The sequence below is a fragment of the Pandoraea sp. PE-S2T-3 genome, assembly GCF_002179965.1.
GTDB lineage: Bacteria > Pseudomonadota > Gammaproteobacteria > Burkholderiales > Burkholderiaceae > Pandoraea.
The window spans coordinates 586,863-605,054 of the sequence record NZ_NGUQ01000018.1 but is presented as its reverse complement, the minus strand read 5'-3'; the positions used below and the strand labels follow the sequence as shown (position 1 = coordinate 605,054).

General features: G+C 62.4%; 20 protein-coding genes and 1 pseudogene. 13 read left to right on the top strand and 8 right to left on the bottom strand.

Annotated elements, in window-relative coordinates; all coding sequences use genetic code 11:
* Window positions 1–125: 125 nt before the first annotated feature.
* The 7 genes and pseudogenes from CDV46_RS18160 to CDV46_RS18135 all read left to right on the top strand — a co-directional run bounded on the left by CDV46_RS18160 (window position 126) and on the right by CDV46_RS18135 (window position 5,427).
* A complete protein-coding gene (locus tag CDV46_RS18160) occupies window positions 126–599 on the top strand; it encodes a DUF2244 domain-containing protein (RefSeq protein WP_087689922.1) in 474 nt (157 codons plus the stop codon).
* Between the two features lie 43 nt (window positions 600–642).
* Window positions 643–1,872: pseudogene (coxB, locus tag CDV46_RS18155) on the top strand (cytochrome c oxidase subunit II); the annotation flags it as partial.
* A 44-nt stretch (window positions 1,873–1,916) separates the two neighbouring features.
* The gene (ctaD, locus tag CDV46_RS18150; RefSeq protein WP_058377113.1) at window positions 1,917–3,509 is read left to right on the top strand and encodes a cytochrome c oxidase subunit I; all 1,593 of its coding nucleotides are present in this window, start codon (window positions 1,917–1,919) and stop codon (window positions 3,507–3,509) included.
* A 2-nt stretch (window positions 3,510–3,511) separates the two neighbouring features.
* Window positions 3,512–3,631 (top strand): cytochrome oxidase small assembly protein, encoded by a 120-nt coding sequence (locus CDV46_RS27290; protein ID WP_212677134.1) that lies wholly within the window; start codon window positions 3,512–3,514, stop codon window positions 3,629–3,631.
* A 68-nt stretch (window positions 3,632–3,699) separates the two neighbouring features.
* Entirely contained in the window at window positions 3,700–4,317 is a 618-nt protein-coding gene (locus tag CDV46_RS18145; protein WP_058380051.1) for a cytochrome c oxidase assembly protein, read from the top strand.
* Window positions 4,310–4,531 (top strand): DUF2970 domain-containing protein, encoded by a 222-nt coding sequence (locus tag CDV46_RS18140; RefSeq protein WP_058377114.1) that lies wholly within the window; start codon window positions 4,310–4,312, stop codon window positions 4,529–4,531. Before CDV46_RS18145 ends, CDV46_RS18140 begins: the two co-directional genes overlap by 8 nt.
* A gap of 35 nt (window positions 4,532–4,566) precedes the next feature.
* The gene (locus CDV46_RS18135) at window positions 4,567–5,427 is read left to right on the top strand and encodes a cytochrome c oxidase subunit 3 (RefSeq protein WP_058377115.1); all 861 of its coding nucleotides are present in this window, start codon (window positions 4,567–4,569) and stop codon (window positions 5,425–5,427) included.
* A gap of 288 nt (window positions 5,428–5,715) precedes the next feature.
* On the opposite strand, the gene CDV46_RS18130 is transcribed toward CDV46_RS18135, so the two are convergent.
* Window positions 5,716–5,919, bottom strand: coding sequence for a twin transmembrane helix small protein (locus CDV46_RS18130; protein ID WP_058377116.1), 204 nt, complete (start codon window positions 5,917–5,919; stop codon window positions 5,716–5,718).
* A gap of 133 nt (window positions 5,920–6,052) precedes the next feature.
* Here CDV46_RS18130 and CDV46_RS18125 point away from each other — a divergent pair, with 133 nt between their 5' ends.
* From CDV46_RS18125 to CDV46_RS18105, 5 genes are all read left to right on the top strand, one after another.
* On the top strand, window positions 6,053–6,790 hold the full coding sequence (locus tag CDV46_RS18125) for an SURF1 family protein (protein ID WP_087724038.1): 738 nt from the start codon (window positions 6,053–6,055) through the stop codon (window positions 6,788–6,790).
* Window positions 6,787–7,431, top strand: coding sequence for an SCO family protein (locus CDV46_RS18120; RefSeq protein ID WP_140413412.1), 645 nt, complete (start codon window positions 6,787–6,789; stop codon window positions 7,429–7,431). The genes CDV46_RS18125 and CDV46_RS18120 overlap by 4 nt, the downstream gene beginning before the upstream one ends.
* Before the next feature lie 97 nt (window positions 7,432–7,528).
* Window positions 7,529–8,770: a COX15/CtaA family protein gene (locus CDV46_RS18115; protein ID WP_087724036.1), complete on the top strand. Its 1,242-nt coding sequence runs from the start codon at window positions 7,529–7,531 to the stop codon at window positions 8,768–8,770.
* A gap of 18 nt (window positions 8,771–8,788) precedes the next feature.
* Window positions 8,789–9,694, top strand: a complete 906-nt coding sequence (gene cyoE, locus CDV46_RS18110) for a heme o synthase (RefSeq protein ID WP_058377120.1) — start codon at window positions 8,789–8,791, stop codon at window positions 9,692–9,694.
* A 123-nt stretch (window positions 9,695–9,817) separates the two neighbouring features.
* Window positions 9,818–10,420, top strand: a complete 603-nt coding sequence (locus CDV46_RS18105) for an SCO family protein (RefSeq protein ID WP_058380052.1) — start codon at window positions 9,818–9,820, stop codon at window positions 10,418–10,420.
* Window positions 10,421–10,546: 126 nt separating this feature from the next.
* Here CDV46_RS18105 and CDV46_RS18100 read toward each other — a convergent pair whose 3' ends face one another.
* From CDV46_RS18100 to rpoH, 6 genes are all read right to left on the bottom strand, one after another.
* A complete protein-coding gene (locus tag CDV46_RS18100) occupies window positions 10,547–11,407 on the bottom strand; it encodes a hypothetical protein (protein ID WP_140413411.1) in 861 nt (286 codons plus the stop codon).
* A gap of 135 nt (window positions 11,408–11,542) precedes the next feature.
* Window positions 11,543–11,659, bottom strand: a complete 117-nt coding sequence (gene cydX / locus CDV46_RS18095) for a cytochrome bd-I oxidase subunit CydX (protein ID WP_064675025.1) — start codon at window positions 11,657–11,659, stop codon at window positions 11,543–11,545.
* Between the two features lie 15 nt (window positions 11,660–11,674).
* On the bottom strand, window positions 11,675–12,811 hold the full coding sequence (cydB, locus tag CDV46_RS18090; RefSeq protein WP_058380053.1) for a cytochrome d ubiquinol oxidase subunit II: 1,137 nt from the start codon (window positions 12,809–12,811) through the stop codon (window positions 11,675–11,677).
* A 27-nt stretch (window positions 12,812–12,838) separates the two neighbouring features.
* Window positions 12,839–14,440 carry a cytochrome ubiquinol oxidase subunit I gene (locus CDV46_RS18085; protein ID WP_087724032.1) on the bottom strand — a complete coding sequence of 534 codons (1,602 nt, stop codon included), beginning with the start codon at window positions 14,438–14,440 and terminating at the stop codon, window positions 12,839–12,841.
* Window positions 14,430–14,741, bottom strand: coding sequence for a cytochrome oxidase putative small subunit CydP (cydP, locus tag CDV46_RS26885; protein ID WP_140413410.1), 312 nt, complete (start codon window positions 14,739–14,741; stop codon window positions 14,430–14,432). The genes CDV46_RS18085 and cydP overlap by 11 nt, the downstream gene beginning before the upstream one ends.
* A gap of 448 nt (window positions 14,742–15,189) precedes the next feature.
* The gene (gene rpoH / locus CDV46_RS18075) at window positions 15,190–16,128 is read right to left on the bottom strand and encodes an RNA polymerase sigma factor RpoH (protein ID WP_058377123.1); all 939 of its coding nucleotides are present in this window, start codon (window positions 16,126–16,128) and stop codon (window positions 15,190–15,192) included.
* Between the two features lie 222 nt (window positions 16,129–16,350).
* Here rpoH and CDV46_RS18070 point away from each other — a divergent pair, with 222 nt between their 5' ends.
* The gene (locus CDV46_RS18070) at window positions 16,351–16,734 is read left to right on the top strand and encodes a nuclear transport factor 2 family protein (protein WP_058377124.1); all 384 of its coding nucleotides are present in this window, start codon (window positions 16,351–16,353) and stop codon (window positions 16,732–16,734) included.
* A 251-nt stretch (window positions 16,735–16,985) separates the two neighbouring features.
* On the opposite strand, the gene ybiB is transcribed toward CDV46_RS18070, so the two are convergent.
* Window positions 16,986–17,942 (bottom strand): DNA-binding protein YbiB, encoded by a 957-nt coding sequence (gene ybiB, locus CDV46_RS18065; protein ID WP_087689911.1) that lies wholly within the window; start codon window positions 17,940–17,942, stop codon window positions 16,986–16,988.
* Between the last annotated feature and the right edge of the window lie 250 nt (window positions 17,943–18,192).

Genomic DNA, 18,192 nt, shown 5'->3' with positions numbered 1-18,192 from the left:
CTCGGTATCAATGTTGTCGCTTCGAGAAGGCGCGTTCTATAATGCGGCAGTTTGTCGCGGCCCGGACGTAACTAGTTCCCGGCCGTCGGACATGAAAGACCCAAAATGCCCCACGGGTGACGGCGATGCTCGCAGCCTCTTCTTCCGAAGCCGGATCGGTGACGAAGGAATGGAAGCACAAGCGCAACTGCGCGATATCGCCGCGCCAGTTTGTCCTGTTCTACCTGTCGTTGGCCGCCGTGTCGCTGGGTGTTGCCTTGATTGCGGCGTGGCGCGGTGGGTGGTTGGTCTTGCCGTTCACAGGCCTGGACTTGCTCGTGGTGGGCGTTGCGTTCGTCATTCATGCCCGGCATGCCACAGATTACGAGGTCATTCGGTTGTCGCCCGTGAGCCTTGTGGTCGAGCAACGTTCAGCACAGAGGTTGACGCAATACGAGTTCAATCCCCGCTGGGTGCGCATCGACATCGAGAAGCCGCCGCGTTTGCGCATCACCTTGCGCTCGGGCAGCCGCTCGGTCACTGTCGGTTCCTACCTTGCGCCGCATCGCCGCGAAACGTTTGCGCGCGAGCTGCGCCGTTGTCTTGCCCAAGAGGCCTGAGAGAGATGGAGACGATCTCGGGCGACCGCCAGGGAGGATTTGGATGGTAATTTTGGGTAAGGAAGCTATGAAAAAAACGAAACATGCCCTGGCGGCTTTCCTTGCGGGCGCCTCACTGCTCGCCGGCGCTCCGGCACTGGCAGTGGCGGCGGTCTCCGATATGCCGGGGGGACCGGCCGTCAACGAGCTCAACTTCCAGCCGCCGGTCACCAAGCTTGCGGAAGAGCTTCACAGCCTGCACACCATGATGCTGATCATCTGTCTGGTGATCTTCATCGGCGTGTTCGGCGTGATGTTCTATTCGATCATCAAGCACCGCAAATCCAAGGGCCATCAGCCCGCGAATTTCCATGAAAGCACCACGGTCGAGGTGATCTGGACGGTCGTGCCGTTCATCATCGTGATTCTGATGGCGCTGCCTGCCACGAAAACCGTGGTGGCGATGAAGGACACCACCAACGCCGACCTGACCATCAAAGTCACCGGCTACCAGTGGAAGTGGGGCTACGACTACCTCAAGGGCGACGGCGAGGGCATCAAGTTCCTCTCCACGCTCAGCACGCCGCGCAGCCAGATCGACGGTCAGGAACCCAAGAGCAATACGTACCTGCAAGAAGTCGATAACCCGATGGTCGTGCCGGTCAACAAGAAGGTGCGCCTGATCACGACGGCCAACGACGTGATTCACTCGTTCTACGTGCCGGCCTTCGGTATCAAGCAGGATGCGATTCCTGGCTTCGTGCGCGACACGTGGTTCAAGGCCGAGAAGGTGGGCGAGTATCGCGGCTTCTGTACCGAGTTGTGTGGCAAGGAACACGCATACATGCCGGTCGTGGTGAAGGTCGTCTCGGAAGAGGACTACACCAAGTGGGTCGACGCGCAGAAGAAGTTGATGGCGGCCTCCGCCGACGATCCCAACAAGACCTACACCGTGGCAGAACTCATGGAGCGTGGCCAGAAGGTCTACGCCTCGAACTGCGCGGTTTGCCACCAGCCGAACGGCAAGGGCGGCGGTGCCTTCCCGGCACTCGATGGCGGGAAGATCGTGACGGGCCCGGTGGCCGATCACATCAGCATCGTGCTGCATGGCAAGAATGCGATGCCGAACTGGTCGCATCTGAACGATGTGGAGTTGGCCGCCGTGATTACGTTCGAGCGCAACTCGTGGAGCAACAAGACCGGCGACGTCGTTCAGCCGGCACAGGTGCGCGAAGCGCGTGGCAACAAGTCGGCCAATGCCGGTGATGCCGCCAACGCTGTGCGCGCAGCGAAGAATAGTTAAGTGCCGTTCGACCAAGTCGAGGAAGGAGATTGGGTATGAGTTCCATCGCTCACGATCACGTGGCGGGTCACGACGATCACGCGCACGACCATCCGCACGGATGGCGTCGCTGGCTGTTCGCGACGAATCACAAGGACATCGGCACGATGTACATGATCTTCTCGTTCGTCATGCTGCTCTCGGGCGGCGTGATGGCGTTGATGATCCGTGCGGAATTGTTTGAACCGGGCCTGCAATTCATTCGTCCGGAGTTTTTCAATCAGCTCACCACGATGCACGGGCTGGTGATGATTTTCGGCGCGATCATGCCGGCGTTCGTGGGGTTTGCGAACTGGATGATCCCGTTGCAGATCGGTGCGTCGGACATGGCCTTCGCGCGGATGAACAACTTCAGCTTCTGGCTGCTGCCGGTCGGCGGTCTGCTGCTGATTTCGTCGTTCCTCGTGCCGGGCGGTGCCACGGCAGCCGGCTGGACGATGTACGCGCCGCTGTCGGTGCAGATGGGGCCGGGCCAGGATCTGGCGATCTTCGGCGCGCACATTCTCGGCGCTTCGTCGATCATGGGCGCGATCAACATCATCGTGACCATTCTGAACATGCGCGCGCCGGGCATGACGCTCATGAAGATGCCGATGTTCGTGTGGACGTGGCTGATCACCGCCTACCTGCTCATCGCCGTGATGCCGGTGCTCGCAGGCGCGATCACGATGCTGCTCACGGACCGTCACTTCGGCACGTCGTTCTTCAATGCAGCAGGCGGCGGCGATCCGGTGATGTACCAGCATATTTTCTGGTTCTTCGGTCACCCCGAGGTGTACATCATGATCTTGCCGGCGTTCGGGATCGTCTCGCAGGTGATTCCGGCGTTCTCGCGCAAGCCGCTGTTCGGCTATAGCTCGATGGTGTACGCCACGGCGTCGATCGCGATTCTCTCGTTCATGGTGTGGGCGCACCACATGTTCGTGACCGGCATGCCGGTCACGGGCCAGCTGTTCTTCATGTACGCGACGATGCTCATCTCGGTGCCCACCGGCGTGAAGGTGTTCAACTGGGTCGCCACGATGTGGAAGGGCGCGCTCACGTTCGAGACGCCGATGCTCTTCGCCGTGGGCTTCCTGTTCGTGTTCACGATGGGCGGCTTCACCGGCCTGATCCTCTCGCTGGCCCCGCTCGACATTCAGATGCACGGCACTTACTACGTGGTGGCGCACTTCCACTATGTGCTAGTGGCTGGTTCACTCTTCGCGCTCTTCTCAGGGTTCTATTACTGGGTGCCGAAGTGGACAGGCCACATGTACAACGAGTGGCGCGGCAAGTTCCACTTCTGGGGCTCGCTCATCACGTTCAACGTGACGTTCTTCCCGATGCACTTCCTGGGGCTGGCCGGCATGCCGCGTCGCTATGCCGACTACCCGGCGCAGTTCACGGACTTCAACCAGATCGCGACGATCGGCGCGTTCGGTTTCGGCCTGATGCAGGTGTACTTCCTGTTCTGCATCGCGCTGCCGACGTGGCGCAGTGGTCCGGCGGCAGAAGCCAAGCCGTGGGATGGCGCCGAAGGTCTCGAGTGGACCGTGCCGAGCCCGGCCCCGTTCCACACGTTTGAGACGCCGCCGAAGGTGCATTGAACATGGCACTCGCACGTGAACAACGCGCAAAGAACCTGCGCACCGGATTGATTCTGGCGTCGGTGGTCGCGATTTTCTTCTTCGGCGTGATGATCAAGGCCAAGTTGCTGGGCGGGATCTGACGCTACGCGCAAAAGCTGGGCACCGGACGCTGGGCAACCGGCGTTCGGCGAGATGGAAAAGGATGAATATGGCTGGTATGCGGCGGCTCAATGTGCGCACCTTCAGCAAGTTGTTGTTGCTGGTCGCGGTGATGTTCGGTTTCGGCTACGCCATGGTGCCGTTCTACCGCGCGTTCTGCGATCTCGTGGGCATCAACCAACTGGGCGATCGCACGAACGAGCTGACCGCGCGCAATTCGCAAGTCGACGAGAGCCGCACGATCATTGTCGAGTTCGATGCGAATGCGCAGGGGCCGTTGCGGTTCAAACCGGCCAAGAGCAGTCTGACCGTTCACCCGGGGCAGATTGCGACGATCGAGTACGAAGTGGCGAACCAGCAGCCGCATGAGGTTCGGGCGCAGGCGATTCCGAGCTACGCCCCAGCGCAGGCGGCGAGCTACTTCAAGAAGATCGAGTGTTTCTGCTTCACGCAGCAGACGCTCAGGGCCGGTGAGGCCAAGGAATTTCCGGTGGTGTTCGTGGTGGACACGAAGCTGCCAAAAGATGTGACGACGATTACGCTGTCCTACACTTTTTTCGATCTCGGCAAAGCCGACGCTAACCAGCGTGCGGATGTGTCGAACGCCCCGGCGACGGTGCCGGGTGCGCTAACGGGTGGAAGCGGAGGCAAGGGCAGCAATGGATGACCTCAAGGAGGCGACCCGTCGCAAGCTGTCGTTTGTCCAGACCGTGAAAGCGGTGTTCTGGTCGTTCTTCGGCGTGCGCAAGGGGCGTGATCACGACCGCGACATGGCGCAGCTCAACCCTGTGCATCTGATTATCGCGGGACTGATCGGGGGCATCCTGTTCGTGGTGGCGCTGGTGCTGCTGGCGAAGCTCGCCATCCGCCTCGCGACGTGATTCAGACAAAGAGAACCAAGCCTGGAGAGATAAGAATGAGTGGTCAACACCAAACGGCGCCTTATTACTTCGTACCGGCGCCATCGCGCCACCCGGTCAATTGCAGCATCGGCCTGCTGGTGGTGCTCGGCTCGGCTGCCGCGTGGGTCAACGGGCTGCCGTGGGCCCCGTGGACGGCACTGGCCGGCCTGCTGTGGGTGCTGTGGGTCCTGCGTTCGTGGTTCGGCGATTCGATTGCCGAGTCGGAGGGCGGGCTTTACAGCAAGCGCATCGACGTCTCGTATCGCTGGGGGATGAGCTGGTTCATCTTCTCCGAGGTGATGTTCTTCGCCGCGTTCTTTGGCGCATTGTTCTATGCGCGCACGCTGGCGATGCCGTGGCTCGGCGATCTCGACAACAAGCTGCTCTGGCCCGACTTCACCGCTGTGTGGCCGAACGCCGGCCCGGCCGGTGTGGTCGATGCGTTCGAGACGATGGGCCCGTGGCCGATCCCGACGCTCAACACAGCACTGCTGCTGACCTCGGGCGTCACGCTCACGATTTCGCACCATGCCTTGCGTGCGAATCATCGTGGCAGCGCGATCTTCTGGCTGTTCGCCACGGTCGTGCTGGGCTTCGTGTTCCTGGGCTTCCAAGCGTATGAGTATCACCACGCCTACACCGAGCTGAACCTGAAGCTGACTTCGGGCGTGTATGGCTCGACGTTCTTCCTGCTCACGGGTTTCCACGGCTTCCACGTGATGCTGGGCGCGATCATGCTCTCTGTCATGCTGATTCGCCTGATCAAGGGCCACTTCACGCCGGAGCATCACTTCGGCTTCGAAGGCGCCGCTTGGTACTGGCACTTTGTGGACGTCGTGTGGCTGGGTCTGTACGTCGTGGTGTACTGGCTCTGATGGCCTAACGCCGTATCGAATCGCGTATCGATCGGTGTGACACGCCGCCGGATTCCGGCGGCGTTTCTGTTTGCAGCGTTCGCGAAGCGGGAATGTGGGGAATGCGGGGAATGCGTCAGGGTGCCGCCGAGAATGCGGCCATATGTCGCAGCAATGCGCGCGGGGTGGGCCGGGGCGTCGACGCGAGCCGTGACGAACGTTTACTGAACGTCACTGCGCCCGGGTTTCGATCCGCACGAGAGGTGAGCGATGGGTGCGGCGATTTGCCGCAGGGCTCGCGCGCGGGACTCAGTATCGTATGCCCGTGCTGTGAATCCAGCCCATCCAGTTGGCAAACAGGATGAGCAGAAACAGCGTCACCGACAGGCCGACCCGCACCATGAGTGAATGGACGGTGCGATTGGATCGGCCCTTGTCCCGCATCATGAAAAACAATGCGGACGCCAGACTGCCGAGAATCAAGATGAAGGCGATGGCAACGAGAATGCGCATGATCGGCTGGATGACGGGAATGCGTCATTATCGGGCAACGAGCCCCGGCTGGCACGCTGCAATGCAGTGTGCGCGAGGGCTCTCACGCGCTGCCAGACAAGGAACGTAAGTGTTGAAAACCCTTTTTCGCGGCATGCGGCCCGTGCCGGCGCTGCTGATTGTGCTGGGCGTGGCGCTGACCGCTGCGCTGGGCGTGTGGCAATACGGCCGCGCTCATCTGCGGCTGGACCGTCAGGCGCAGATCGAACAGGCTGAGCACGCGCCGGTGATCGAGCTTGAGCGTGGCCCGAACGCGCGCGCTTATACGTTGTCCGACGTCGCCAACCGGCGTGTTCGCGTGACCGGGCATTTTCTCCAGAATCGTGTCGTGTATCTGGATAACCGCCCGCGCAACGAACTCCCGGGGTTCTACGTGGTGATGGCGTTGCAGGTCACGCCGGATCGCGTCGTACTCGTGAATCGTGGCTGGCTGCCGCGCGACTTGCGCGATCGCGCCGCGATCATGCCGTACCCGACACCTGCGGGCGACGTGACGATCGAGGGCCTGGCCCAACCCGATCCGTCACGCGCCTTCGAACTGGGGCATGGCGGCTCGGCGGCAGGGTTGATGATCCGGCAGAATCTCGACGCGGGCGATTACGCGCGCGAGACCGGCTTGCCGTTACAGCCGTTCGTGATCATGCAGACGAACGACACGGGCGATCATCTGCTGCGCGACTGGCCGGCACCGGCAAGTGGCGCAGATCGCAACTATGGTTATATGGCGCAGTGGTTCGGCATGTCGCTGATCCTCGCGCTGTTGGGGCTGCGGCTGGCATACAAGCGCGGCCGTCGGCTGGCAAACCCAGCGCAGAACATGAGGCGGATATGAGTGCAGATGTGACCAGCGGGCAGGCCAAATCCGCACCCACGACACCGGCGATCGACCCGGTGCAACGCCGCAAGGCGCGGCGCATGCTGGTGCTGCTGTTCGCCGTGTGCGCGGCACCGGCCGTGGCGGCTTACCTGATGTATTTCGTGTTCAAGCCGCAGGGCGGCACGTCGTCGTACGGCAAGCTGATCGAGCCGCAGCGTCCGCTGCCTGCACTGGTCGTACGCGACGACGAGACCAACGAGACCCTGCCGCTGACGTCCCTCAAGGGCAAGTGGCTGCTGATCAGCGCGGACACGGCGGCGTGCGATGAGAATTGTGTGAGCAAGCTCTTCTACATGCGGCAGATCCGCGTGTTGCAGGGCAACGAGCGTACGCGCGTGGAAACGATCTGGCTGGTGACGGACGACAACGCCGTCTCGGACAAGCTCGACACGGCCTACGAAGACACGCGCCGTTTGCGTGCCGACCCGGTGGCATTGGCCAACTGGCTGCCGACGCAAGAGGGCACCGGCCTGCGCGATCACATCTATCTGGTCGACCCGCTGGGCAATCTGATGATGGCGTTTCCGAAGAACCCCGACCCGGGCCGCATCAAGAGCGACCTGACGCGACTGCTGAAGTGGTCGGGTACGGGTTGATCGGGGCCACGGCTGGGGCAAGGGCGGTCGCTGACCGTATGACGGAAATTCGGCTGCGAGCACGCGCCGGACATGACGAAGGATTGACGTAAAACCGATGCTTTACCTTCTGGAACTGGGCTTCATCGGCCTGTGTATCGCGGTGCTGCCGCTGGGCTGGGTGCTGCTGCGCCGCGACGCCGACAAGTACCGCAAACTGGCTTGGGTGACGACCTTTCTCACGCTGGACCTGATCATGTTCGGCGGTTTCACGCGCCTGACGGATTCGGGGCTCGGCTGTCCCGACTGGCCGGGCTGCTACGGCACGTCGTCGCCGTTTGCGGCACATGCCGACATTCACGCGGCACAGTTGATGCTGCCGACCGGGCCGGTGACGTTCGTCAAGGCGTGGATCGAGATGATCCACCGGTATTTCGCCATGGCAGTGGGCGTGCTGATCATCGTACTGATGGTGATGGCCTGGACGAAATGGCTGAAAGTCCGCGGGCGCCGCGACGCCGCGTTGCAAGGGCGCACACCAGGACACGTGCCGGTGCAGTCGCCGTGGCTCGCCACGTGGCTGTTCGTGCTCGTGTGCGTGCAAGGCGCGTTCGGTGCGTGGACGGTCACCATGAAGCTCCAGCCGGTGATCGTTACGACGCACCTGATGCTGGCGCTCACTTTGCTGGGCTCGCTGGCGTGGCTCGCGTCGAGTCAGGTGCCTGCGTCACGTATTGCGGCGGATCCCAGTGCGTTGCGCTGGCGCTGGGCGGCGCTGATCGGGCTGGCATTGCTGGTGTTCCAGATTGCGCTGGGTGGCTGGGTGAGTACCAACTACGCCGTGCTCGCCTGTACTGACTTCCCAACGTGTCAAGGTCAGTGGGTGCCGTCGATGGACTTCCACAACGGCTTCAAGCTCTGGCGTGAGCTGGGCAAGACGGCCGGCGGGGAGGTCATTCCGATGGACGCCCTCGTCGCGATTCACTGGGCGCACCGGACGTTCGCGGTGATCGTGGTGCTTTATCTGGGCTGGCTGGCGACGCGCCTGCGACGACATGCCGCGCTACGGCGGCCCGCAACTCTGGTATTTATGCTTGTCCTCGTGCAGTTTGCGACGGGGCTGTCGAACATCGTTTTCCAGTGGCCGTTGCTGAACGCCATTGCGCACAACGGTGGGGCGGCGGTCCTGCTGCTATTGCTTGTTATGTTAAACTACCGCATTCGCGCCGCCCGGGCGGCGTCTGTTTCGGCTGATCTGAGTCCCCTGGATTCGTCTGCCGATCCCGCCCGCCAGAAGCCCCTCCCCGCAGCGGAGCCGGCTGCCGCACCACTCGCTGGCGCCCCGACTGGCTCGGCGTAGCGCATTGCCTCTGAGTGTATGAAAAGCACGACCCTTCCCCATCCGCCGTCTAGCCGTATCGCACAATACTGGGCGTTGACCAAGCCCCGTGTGACGCAGCTCGCCGTGTTCTGCGCCGTCATCGGCATGTTCCTGTCCACGCGCGGTATGGTGCCGTGGCAGGTGCTGATTGGCGGCACCATCGGTATCTGGCTGCTCGCCGGTTCCGCTTTCGCCGTGAATTGCCTGATCGAGCAACGCGTCGACGCGCTCATGCGCCGCACCGCGTGGCGTCCGTCCGCCCGGGGTGAAATCGCACCGTGGCAGATCATCGTCTTCTCGACGATTCTGGGTGCTGCCGGCATGGTGGTGCTCTACACGTACACCAACGCGCTCACGATGTGGCTCACGCTCGGCACCTTCGTCGGCTACGCCCTCATCTACACCATCATCCTGAAGCCCTCGACGCCGCAGAACATCGTGATCGGCGGTGCTGCGGGTGCGATGCCGCCGGCCCTCGGCTGGGCCGCCGTGACCGGCGCCGTTCCGGCCGATGCGTGGATTCTGGTGCTCATCATCTTCGTCTGGACGCCGCCGCACTTCTGGGCGCTCGCGCTCTATCGCCGTCAGGACTATGTGAATTCCGGCTTGCCGATGCTGCCGAATACGCACGGCGAAAAGTACACGCGTCTTCAGATTCTGCTTTATAGCGTGGTGCTGTTTGCCGTGTCGCTGCTGCCGTTTGCGCATCGCATGAGCGGTTATTTGTACCTCGCCTCGGCGGTCGTGCTCTCGGGCATCTTCCTGGGCTACGCGATCAAGTTGTGGCGCAACTATTCCGATGCGCTCTCGCGCTCGATGTTCCGCTATTCGATCGTCTACCTCTCGCTGCTGTTCGCCGCGTTGCTGATCGATCACTACGTGCAGATCTATTTGCTCGGTTAAGTGTCTGAACGGTATCCGGCCACGGCCGGGTGCGGACGATGACAGGCGCGTACGGTTTTCTCTGCCGACGCGCCTGTTGTCTTTTCAGGCCATCAATTCCATACGTTTCGGGGTCATTTCTTCATGAAGCTTGCTGTCATCTGGTTGCGCCGCGCGATGTTTCTGATGGGGCTTACCGTTTTGCTCGCCGCCTGCGGCAAGGACGGTCCGACGTTCCAGAGTCTCGATATCACCGGTAACAAGGAGTTCGCGCAGGACTTCTCGTTGCTCGACCCGCAGGGCAAAACGCGCACGCTCGCCGATTACAAGGGCAAAGCCGTGGTGATGTTCTTCGGCTACACGCATTGCCCGGATGTGTGCCCGACCACGATGGCCGAACTCAATCAGGTGATGCAGAAGCTCGGCCCGGACGCGCAGAACGTGCAGGTGCTTTTCGTGACCGTCGATCCGCAGCGAGACACGGCGGAATTGATGGGGCAGTACGTGCCGGCGTTCAACCCGGCGTTCGTGGGGCTGCGCCCGGCGGACGATGCGGCGCTCAAGCAAGTGACCAAGTCGTTCCGCGTGGTGGTCAACAAGGTGGAAGGCTCGACGCCGACCAACTACACCATCGACCATACCGCCGGCATTTATGTCTTCGACCCGAAGGGGCAACTGCGTCTGTTCATGCGTCCGGACGAGCCGGTCGACGCGATGGCGCAGGATCTGAAGACGCTGTTGAGCTAAGCGCGGCGGAGATTCTGGCACGCACCGGATTTCCGATGGGTAGTGTTTCGCAGTGATTGGCAGTAAGAAAGGGCGGCCTGGAGCCGCCCTTTTTACGTCTGTCGTCGATGCTTATCCGTGGTGAGGTTACTCGGATGCTGGGTGCAGCATCTCATTGCGTCGCCGGGCATTGGCGGCAATCAATTCCCGGTGGGTATGAAAGAAGCTGTGTGAAACCGCGGTATCGCGTCGCGCTTCCAGCCAAGTTTCGAATTCCGGGGTGAGCTGGGTCGAGACGGAGCGCACCACGTCGCCTCCGTGCCACCAATAGTCGGAATCGCATTGCCAGAAGGGGGAGCGTTGGCGGCGACCGTCGATGTCGTTGGTACGTACGAGCAGGTCCAGTGCCGTACGACTGGCCCGAGACGCGGGGGCGTCGGGATCGAGACATTCGGCAGCATCGAGCAGCATTCGCGGTATGGCACCGTCGGCAGGAATGGCGCCTTCCTGCGGCGCACGGCCGGGTGCGTAAAACAGCGAGACCGTCCGGCGATTGGGGTCGAATACAACCGGCACGCTGGTCGGGTGCGCGAACAACTGAAGCACCCGTAGCGACAGGATCAGCGAGTCCTCGTCCACCCCGGCAGGGGGTGGCAGGGCGATGTGATCAAACCAGTCGCGCAGTGTCGGCGTGGCTTGAATGCGTCGCTGCAATTCGCCAGCAGGGCATTGACTCAGGCGTGCGACAAGATCGGCGGCCCCCTCGGGCGGCATGCCGGTATTGATCAGATGTTCGGCCCGTAGCGCCGCATATGGCATGTCGAGAATCAGTTTCAGGCAGGAGAGTTGCGACGGCGTGCGGTTGAGAACCGGCGTGCCGCGCTGGCTGCGCGCCACGTGGTCGAGATATTCGAAGGTGGGCGCGGCCTTGAGTCGCTGGCACACGTCGCAGCGCTCGGAAGCGGAAACAGACGCGGCAGCGGCGGAGGCGGAGGGTGTCGGGAGCATGGCAAACCTCATCGTTTCAGTCAGAGAGGCGCCACGGTACTGCGTGCGTGTCGCGCGGGCTTGGTCGCCGCACGCGCGGTTTCGGTCTTTGTGCCACACCAAGAAAAAACGCGCCCCGAGGGGCGCGTTCGACGTTCAGCTGCCTTCCTGACTGCGTCGTTCGAGATCGTCATGCGCTTCGAACCACATCACGTTGATGATGCCGAACGCGAGCGCGAGGCCAAGGCCGAGAACCCAAGAGAAATACCACATGTCGCAGCTCCTTGATCAGTACATCGTGTGCGGGTTTTCGTTGACCTCGTCGATCGTCACGCGACCGCGAACCACGCGGTACACCCAGCCGGTGTAGGCGAGCACGATCGGCAGGAAGACAACGACGGCGATCAACATGATTTGCAGCGTGAGCTGGCTCGAACTGGCATCCCAGAGCGTCAGGCTGCTGCCCGGCGCGGTGGACGACGGCATCACGAACGGGAACATCGAGAAGCCCGCCGTGAGGATGATGCCGGCCATCATCAGCCCGGTGATCACGAACGTCCACGCGTAAGCACGGCTCGTGGCGAGCAACGCTGCCAGCAACGCGCACAAGCAAGCGACGACGGGCGCCGCGATCATCCACGGATACGTGTGGTAGTTGGTGAGCCACAGGCCGGGGCCGGTGGTGACCTGCTTCATGAGCGGGTTGGCCGGCGCGCCGGTCGAGGCCATCTGCGTGATGGCGAAGCCGTCGACGTGCGTGGCGACGAGCACGCCTGCGACGAGGAACAGCAGCAACGTACCCAGTGCCGTCATCCGCATGATGCGGCCCGCGCGCTCGGCCACCAGCGGATCGGCCTTCATGCGCAGGTGCGCCGCGCCGTGCGTGACCAGCATGAGTACGCTGACCAGACCGCACAGCAGCGCGAACGGGTTGAGCAATGCCCAGAACGAGCCGGTGTACGTGGAGCGCAGCGTGTTGTCGTACGAGAACGGCAGGCCAAGCAGCAGATTGCCGAACGCTACGCCAAACACCAGCGACGGCACCACGCTGCCGACGAACAGCGCCCAGTCCCACGACGTGCGCCAGCGTGCGCTCGGCAACTTATTTCGATAGTCGAAGCCGACCGGTCGCAGGAACAACGCAAAGAGCACGAGCAGCAGCGCCCAGTAGAGCCCCGAGAACGCGGCGGCATACACCAGCGGCCACGCGGCAAACATCGCGCCGCCTGCCGTCACGAACCAGACTTGATTGCCTTCCCAAGTGGGGGCAACGGTGTTGATGATGACGCGGCGCTCGGCGTCGGTTTTGCCAAGGAAGGGCAGCAGCGTGCCGGTGCCCATGTCGAAGCCGTCGAAGAAGGCGAAGCCGATCAGCAGCACGCCGATGAGCACCCACCAGATCAGCTTGAGTACGGTGTAATCGATCATCATGATGTGGTTTCTCCCTGACGATCAGACCGAGGCCGGACGGTCGCGGCCAATGGCCCCGCTCGCACCGTCTTCCGTCTCGAAGTGGTAGCGGCCGGTATGCAGCGACGACGGGCCGAGCTTGACGTACTTCACCATCAGGAACATCTCGATGATGAGCAACGCGGTGTAGAAAATGATGAAGCCCGCGAGGCTCAGATACAGATCGCCCGCCGAGAGCGACGACGTCGAGAGATGGGTCGGCAGAATGCCGGCGATGGTCCACGGCTGACGGCCCATTTCAGCAACGATCCAGCCGAATTCAGCGGCCAGCCAAGGCAGCGGAATGGCCCACACCGTCCAGCGCAGGAACCAGGCCGAACGCGGCTTGAGCAAGCGGCGGCGCGCACACAGCCAGAACGCCCACAGGAACGTGAACAGGAACAGGAAGCCCAGGCCGACCATGATGCGGAACGACCAGAACACCGGCGCGACCGGCGGAATGGTGTCGTTCGCGGCCATGTGAATCTGCTCGGGCGTGGCATCGACCACATTTGGCGTGTACTTCTTGAGCAGCAGACCGTAGCCCAGATCGTCCTTGTACTTGTCGAACTCGGCACGCACGGCAGGCGACGTGTCGCCATTGCGCAGCTTCTCGAGCGCGGCGAAGGCGATCATGCCGCGCTTGATGTTGTCCTTGTGCTCGTCACGCAGTTGCGTGAGACCGATGACCGGCGTATCGACCGAGCGCGTGGCAATCAGACCCATCGCCCAAGGAATCTTCACGGCGAAGTCGGTGCGTTCCTCTTTCTGGTTCGGGAACCCGAACAGCGTGAACGATGCGGGCGGCTTGGCCGTTTCCCACTCGGCTTCGATGGCGGCGAGCTTGACCTTCTGCACTTCACCCGTGGTGTAGCCCGACTCGTCGCCGAGCACGATCACCGACAGCGTCGAGGCGAGGCCGAAGCCGGCGGCGACCGCAAACGATCGCAACGCAAACGGCACGTCGCGACGCTTGAGCAGATACCACGCCGAGATACCAAGAACGAACATGGCAGCAGTGACGTAGCCCGCAGAGAGCGTATGCACGAACTTCACCTGCGCGACCGGGTTGAAGATCACGTCCCAGATGCTGTTCAGCTCCATGCGCATGGTTTCGTAGTTGAAGTGCGCGCCGACCGGATTGTTCATCCAGCCGTTGGCCACGAGAATCCACAACGCCGAGAGGTTCGAGCCGAGGGCCACCGCGAAGGTGGTGGCCAGGTGGCCGATACGAGAGAGCTTGTTCCAGCCGAAGAAGAACAGGCCGACGAAGGTGGCTTCGAGGAAGAACGCCATCAGGCCTTCGATAGCGAGTGGCACCCCGAAGATGTCACCGACGTAGTGCGAGTAGTACGCCCAATTGGTGCCGAACTGGAATTCGAGCGTGAGACCGGTGGTCACGCCCATGGCGAAGTTGATCAGGAAGAGCTTGCCCCAGAACTGGGTCATGTCCTTGTAGATCTGCTTGCCGGTCATCACGTAGACCGACTCCATGATGACAAGCAGCCACGACAGACCCAGCGTGAGCGGGACGAACAGAAAGTGATACAGCGCCGTTATGGCGAACTGCAAGCGCGAGAGGTCAACGACTTCGCTACTGATCATGGCGGACACCTTGACTTGGGGTGGGGGATGGCGTTTCTGCGGCGGGCGGCCCGATCAGGGCGCGGGCCACGACGTCCGGCGGCAAGTACATGTGCTTGGCCATCGGGGCGTCGAAGAACGCGTTTTTCAGAATGAAAAGGAGTACTACCTTGATCGCGAGAACGATCAGGATTTCGAGCATGAAACGGGAAGGGCGGGTACGCCAGCGCCTAATCAGCCAGGTGGTAAGGGCGGAATGCGACACCGCCGAAGACGTGGCCGTGGCGGGAGGCTTCGGACTGCTAGGAGAGTGGGTGTCCATCCGTGACGGCTCCTGGCGTCGAAAGTCGTGTGTTGGAAACAGCGTCGACTTCCGAGGCATTGTGCCTTATCGCTTAAAAATGTCAAACCGCGGCGGATGAGGGCGGATGACACGCAGATGACGCTGGTTCGATGCGGATCTTCTGCCATGGCTGGCAGTCGATGAGAAGCGGATTCGAGACAAGGGTCCGGCGCGTCGGGCAGCCCCCCGGGCCGTCCTTCGCACGTAGCATGGCCACGTACGAAGCGATTCTATCGGCCGGTCTGCCGGTAGACCTTGCGATGCATCAAGTCCTAAGCAATTGGTCTGCGAACTTTGCCCGGCGCCAGAAAGCAAAAAGCCCCGCGAATCATCGCGGGGCTTTGCTGTGTTCAGGCGACGCCGTGGGGCGTCGCTGTGACATCGTGTCGCACGTCCTAAAGCAGACGCGCGCCGATGTCAGCCGGGATTACGCAAACGCTTGCAGCGCACCCTTCATTTTCTTCATCGCCGCAGCTTCGATCTGGCGGATGCGTTCGGCGGAGACGCCGAATTCGTCAGCCAGTTCGTGCAGCGTGGCGCCGCCGCTGCCGTCGTCTTCCACCGACAGCCAGCGGGCTTCGATGATACGGCGGCTGCGCGGGTCCAGACGGCCCAAAGCCGTTTGCAGACCGTCGCTTTGCAGATGGTCGCGTTCGCGGGCAGCGATCACGGCCGTCGGCTCCTGATGCGAGTCGGCAAGGTAGGCGATCGGGGCGAAGCTGGCGCTGTCGCTGTCGTCGCTATGGCCTTCGAGGGCGATATCGCCACCGGACATGCGCGTTTCCATCTCGATGACGTCTTCGCGCTTCACATTCAGGTCGCGCGCGACCTGATCGATTTCGTCCGGCGTGAACGCTTGCAGGCCCTGCTTCTGGCTACGCAGATTGAAGAACAGCTTGCGCTGGGCCTTGGTCGTCGCGACCTTCACGGTGCGCCAGTTTTTCAGGACGTACTCGTGAATCTCGGCCTTGATCCAGTGCATGGCATACGACACGAGCCGCACGCCCTGCGTGGGGTCGAAGCGCTTCACGGCCTTCATCAGGCCGATATTGCCTTCCTGAATCAGGTCGGCATGCGGCAGCCCGTAGCCGAGGTAGTTACGCGCGATCGACACCACCAGTCGCAGGTGCGAAAGCACGAGCTGGCGGGCGGCCTCGAGATCGTCGTTGTCGCGCAGACGCTTGGCGAGCGACTGCTCTTCCTCGGCGGTCAGCAGCGGAATACGGTGAACAGCCTGAATATAGCTGTCGATGTTGCCCAGACTGCCCGGCAGCATCAATGCCGACGGGGCGATAGCAAGGGCACGAGAATTCGGCGCCGTGCCGGTGGCCGGCGTCGTCGGATGCAAAGTGGCGGCAGTACTCAAGTGGTGGACTCCTGGTTAGCCTCTGGGAAAGCATTTTAGCACTCTCTCCAGACGAGTGCTAAAGACGTTAGAACCCTTACTGGGCGGGAAGTTTCCGAGGTCTCGGGGTTTTCCAGCAGCCCCGGGGTTCCGGGAAAAGTCACTGGCGCAAACGTGACGTGGATGGTGTAAATTGCAACCCAAGTCGCGTGTGTTCAGGTGTCGGCGAGAGGGGAGGTCAGCATGGCTGGAAAGCATATCGACGCAATCCGAGAGCTCGAAGCAGCGCGGTTTTCCGCGATGGTCGAGGTCGACGTCGAAAAACTGGACTCACTTCTGGCCGAGGGCGTTCGCTACGTTCACTCGAACGGCAAATGCGAAACAAAACAGCAATTTCTGGGCGCCCTGACGTCCGGCCGCCGCCGCTATCTCGACATTCAATCGTCGGACCAGCAACTTCACCAGTTCGGCGACACCGTCGTGGTGATCGGCAAGCTCCTGGTGGAGCTGGAAACCGCCACCGGCTCGCTGGAATCGCAAATGATCTATACGGCGGTCCATGTGCGCGAGGCCGAAGCCTGGCGGCTCATCTCGTGGCAGGCAACGCGGATGGCGTCGGCGGAATAACGGCGCGCCGCCAATACGCTAGCGGCACGCGCCTTGTCGCTCGCCCGGGCCGTCGCGGCAACCCTCTCCATGACACGCTTTGAGCGTGTACTTCAAAGCACAAGATTGGATGTGTTTCGGGATGAAATGTTCCGGAAATATCGGATTTTTTGCAGAAAAACCCAATATCCCCGGATTTCGAACGACGGCGATACGTTGCGCTCGAATGTCGGCCAACCGTCGCCTGTGCAGGCCGATTGACCGCCGCTCATTCAGCCGTTGACGCCCAGTGCCAGCCGGATCACCTCGACCTGCCGTGCGATGGGGGCCGGAATGGTGACGTCGCCGGCCAGCACGGCCTCGATCCAGCGGGCGGTTGCCTCGGCATCAGCGGCGGGCAGGGCGGGCGGTGTGCCCGAGGCACCTTCTTCGGCGGCTTGCCACGCACGGGGTACGCCATCGGAGAAGCCGTCGATCGCGCCCTGACGGCGGGCATCGGCGACCGGTTCGCCTTCGGTGCCGCGGGCGAGCAGCACACCGGGCGCCGGGCTGTTGGCCGCGTCGGCGAACATCTCGCCGAGTGTTTCCTTGTATTCCGGGTGGGTGTAATTCACCAGCCGCAACGCCGGTCCGGCGAACGGCTGGAGCAACTTCACGACCGTGTGCCCGGAATTCCGAACGCCCAGTGCGGCGCGCATTTCCAGCAAGCGTTCGAGGCCGGGTGACAATGCGGCAATCGGCAGATAGGCGACGCGGCGGGCGCGCAGCGCCGCTTCGGCCTCGGCACCCGATTGGCAAGCTGCGTGGCCCAGCGCGGCAAAAATGGCCTGCGTCCCCACGCGATTCGCCCCGCTATGATGCTGTCCGTGGACGAGCACCGGAATGCCCTCGCGGGCGAGCAGCAGCGCCAGCAGCGGCGTGAGATTGGGTTGTTTGCGTGCGCCGTTGTAACTCGGCAGCAGCACCGGCGGCGGCGCATCGCCGGGGGCCTTGAGCGGCGTGAACGTGGCGTGGGCGGCGTCGAGCATCGCACGCAATTCCACCGGCGTTTCGCCCTTGATGCGGTAGGCAATCAACACGCCGCCAAGCTCCGCGGGTGCCACGCGATCCGCGAGAATCGCATCGAACAGCGTACGTGTCTCGTCGGCGCTCAGCGGCCGCGCGCCCTTTGCTCCTCGGGCGATGGTTTTGAGCAGCGGTGCGCAGGCAAACGGAGCAGCAGTGGTCATGACGCGTCAGAGATTCGAGGTGATGGGGAATCGGGGGCTTCGGACTGCGCTACAGCGCACATATCGGGTGCAAGCCGGGCACATTCACGGCACATTCAGGGCACAGATAGCGGCGAAGACAGGCTTCCATCATACGCAATCAGGTGTTGCAGCGGGCGGCGCTTCAAGTACCATCTCGTGTCTGTGCGGGGCGTGGCGAGTGCCACGCAACATACGGCTACGACCTCCGCCGAACGTCCCGCCGCCTGCT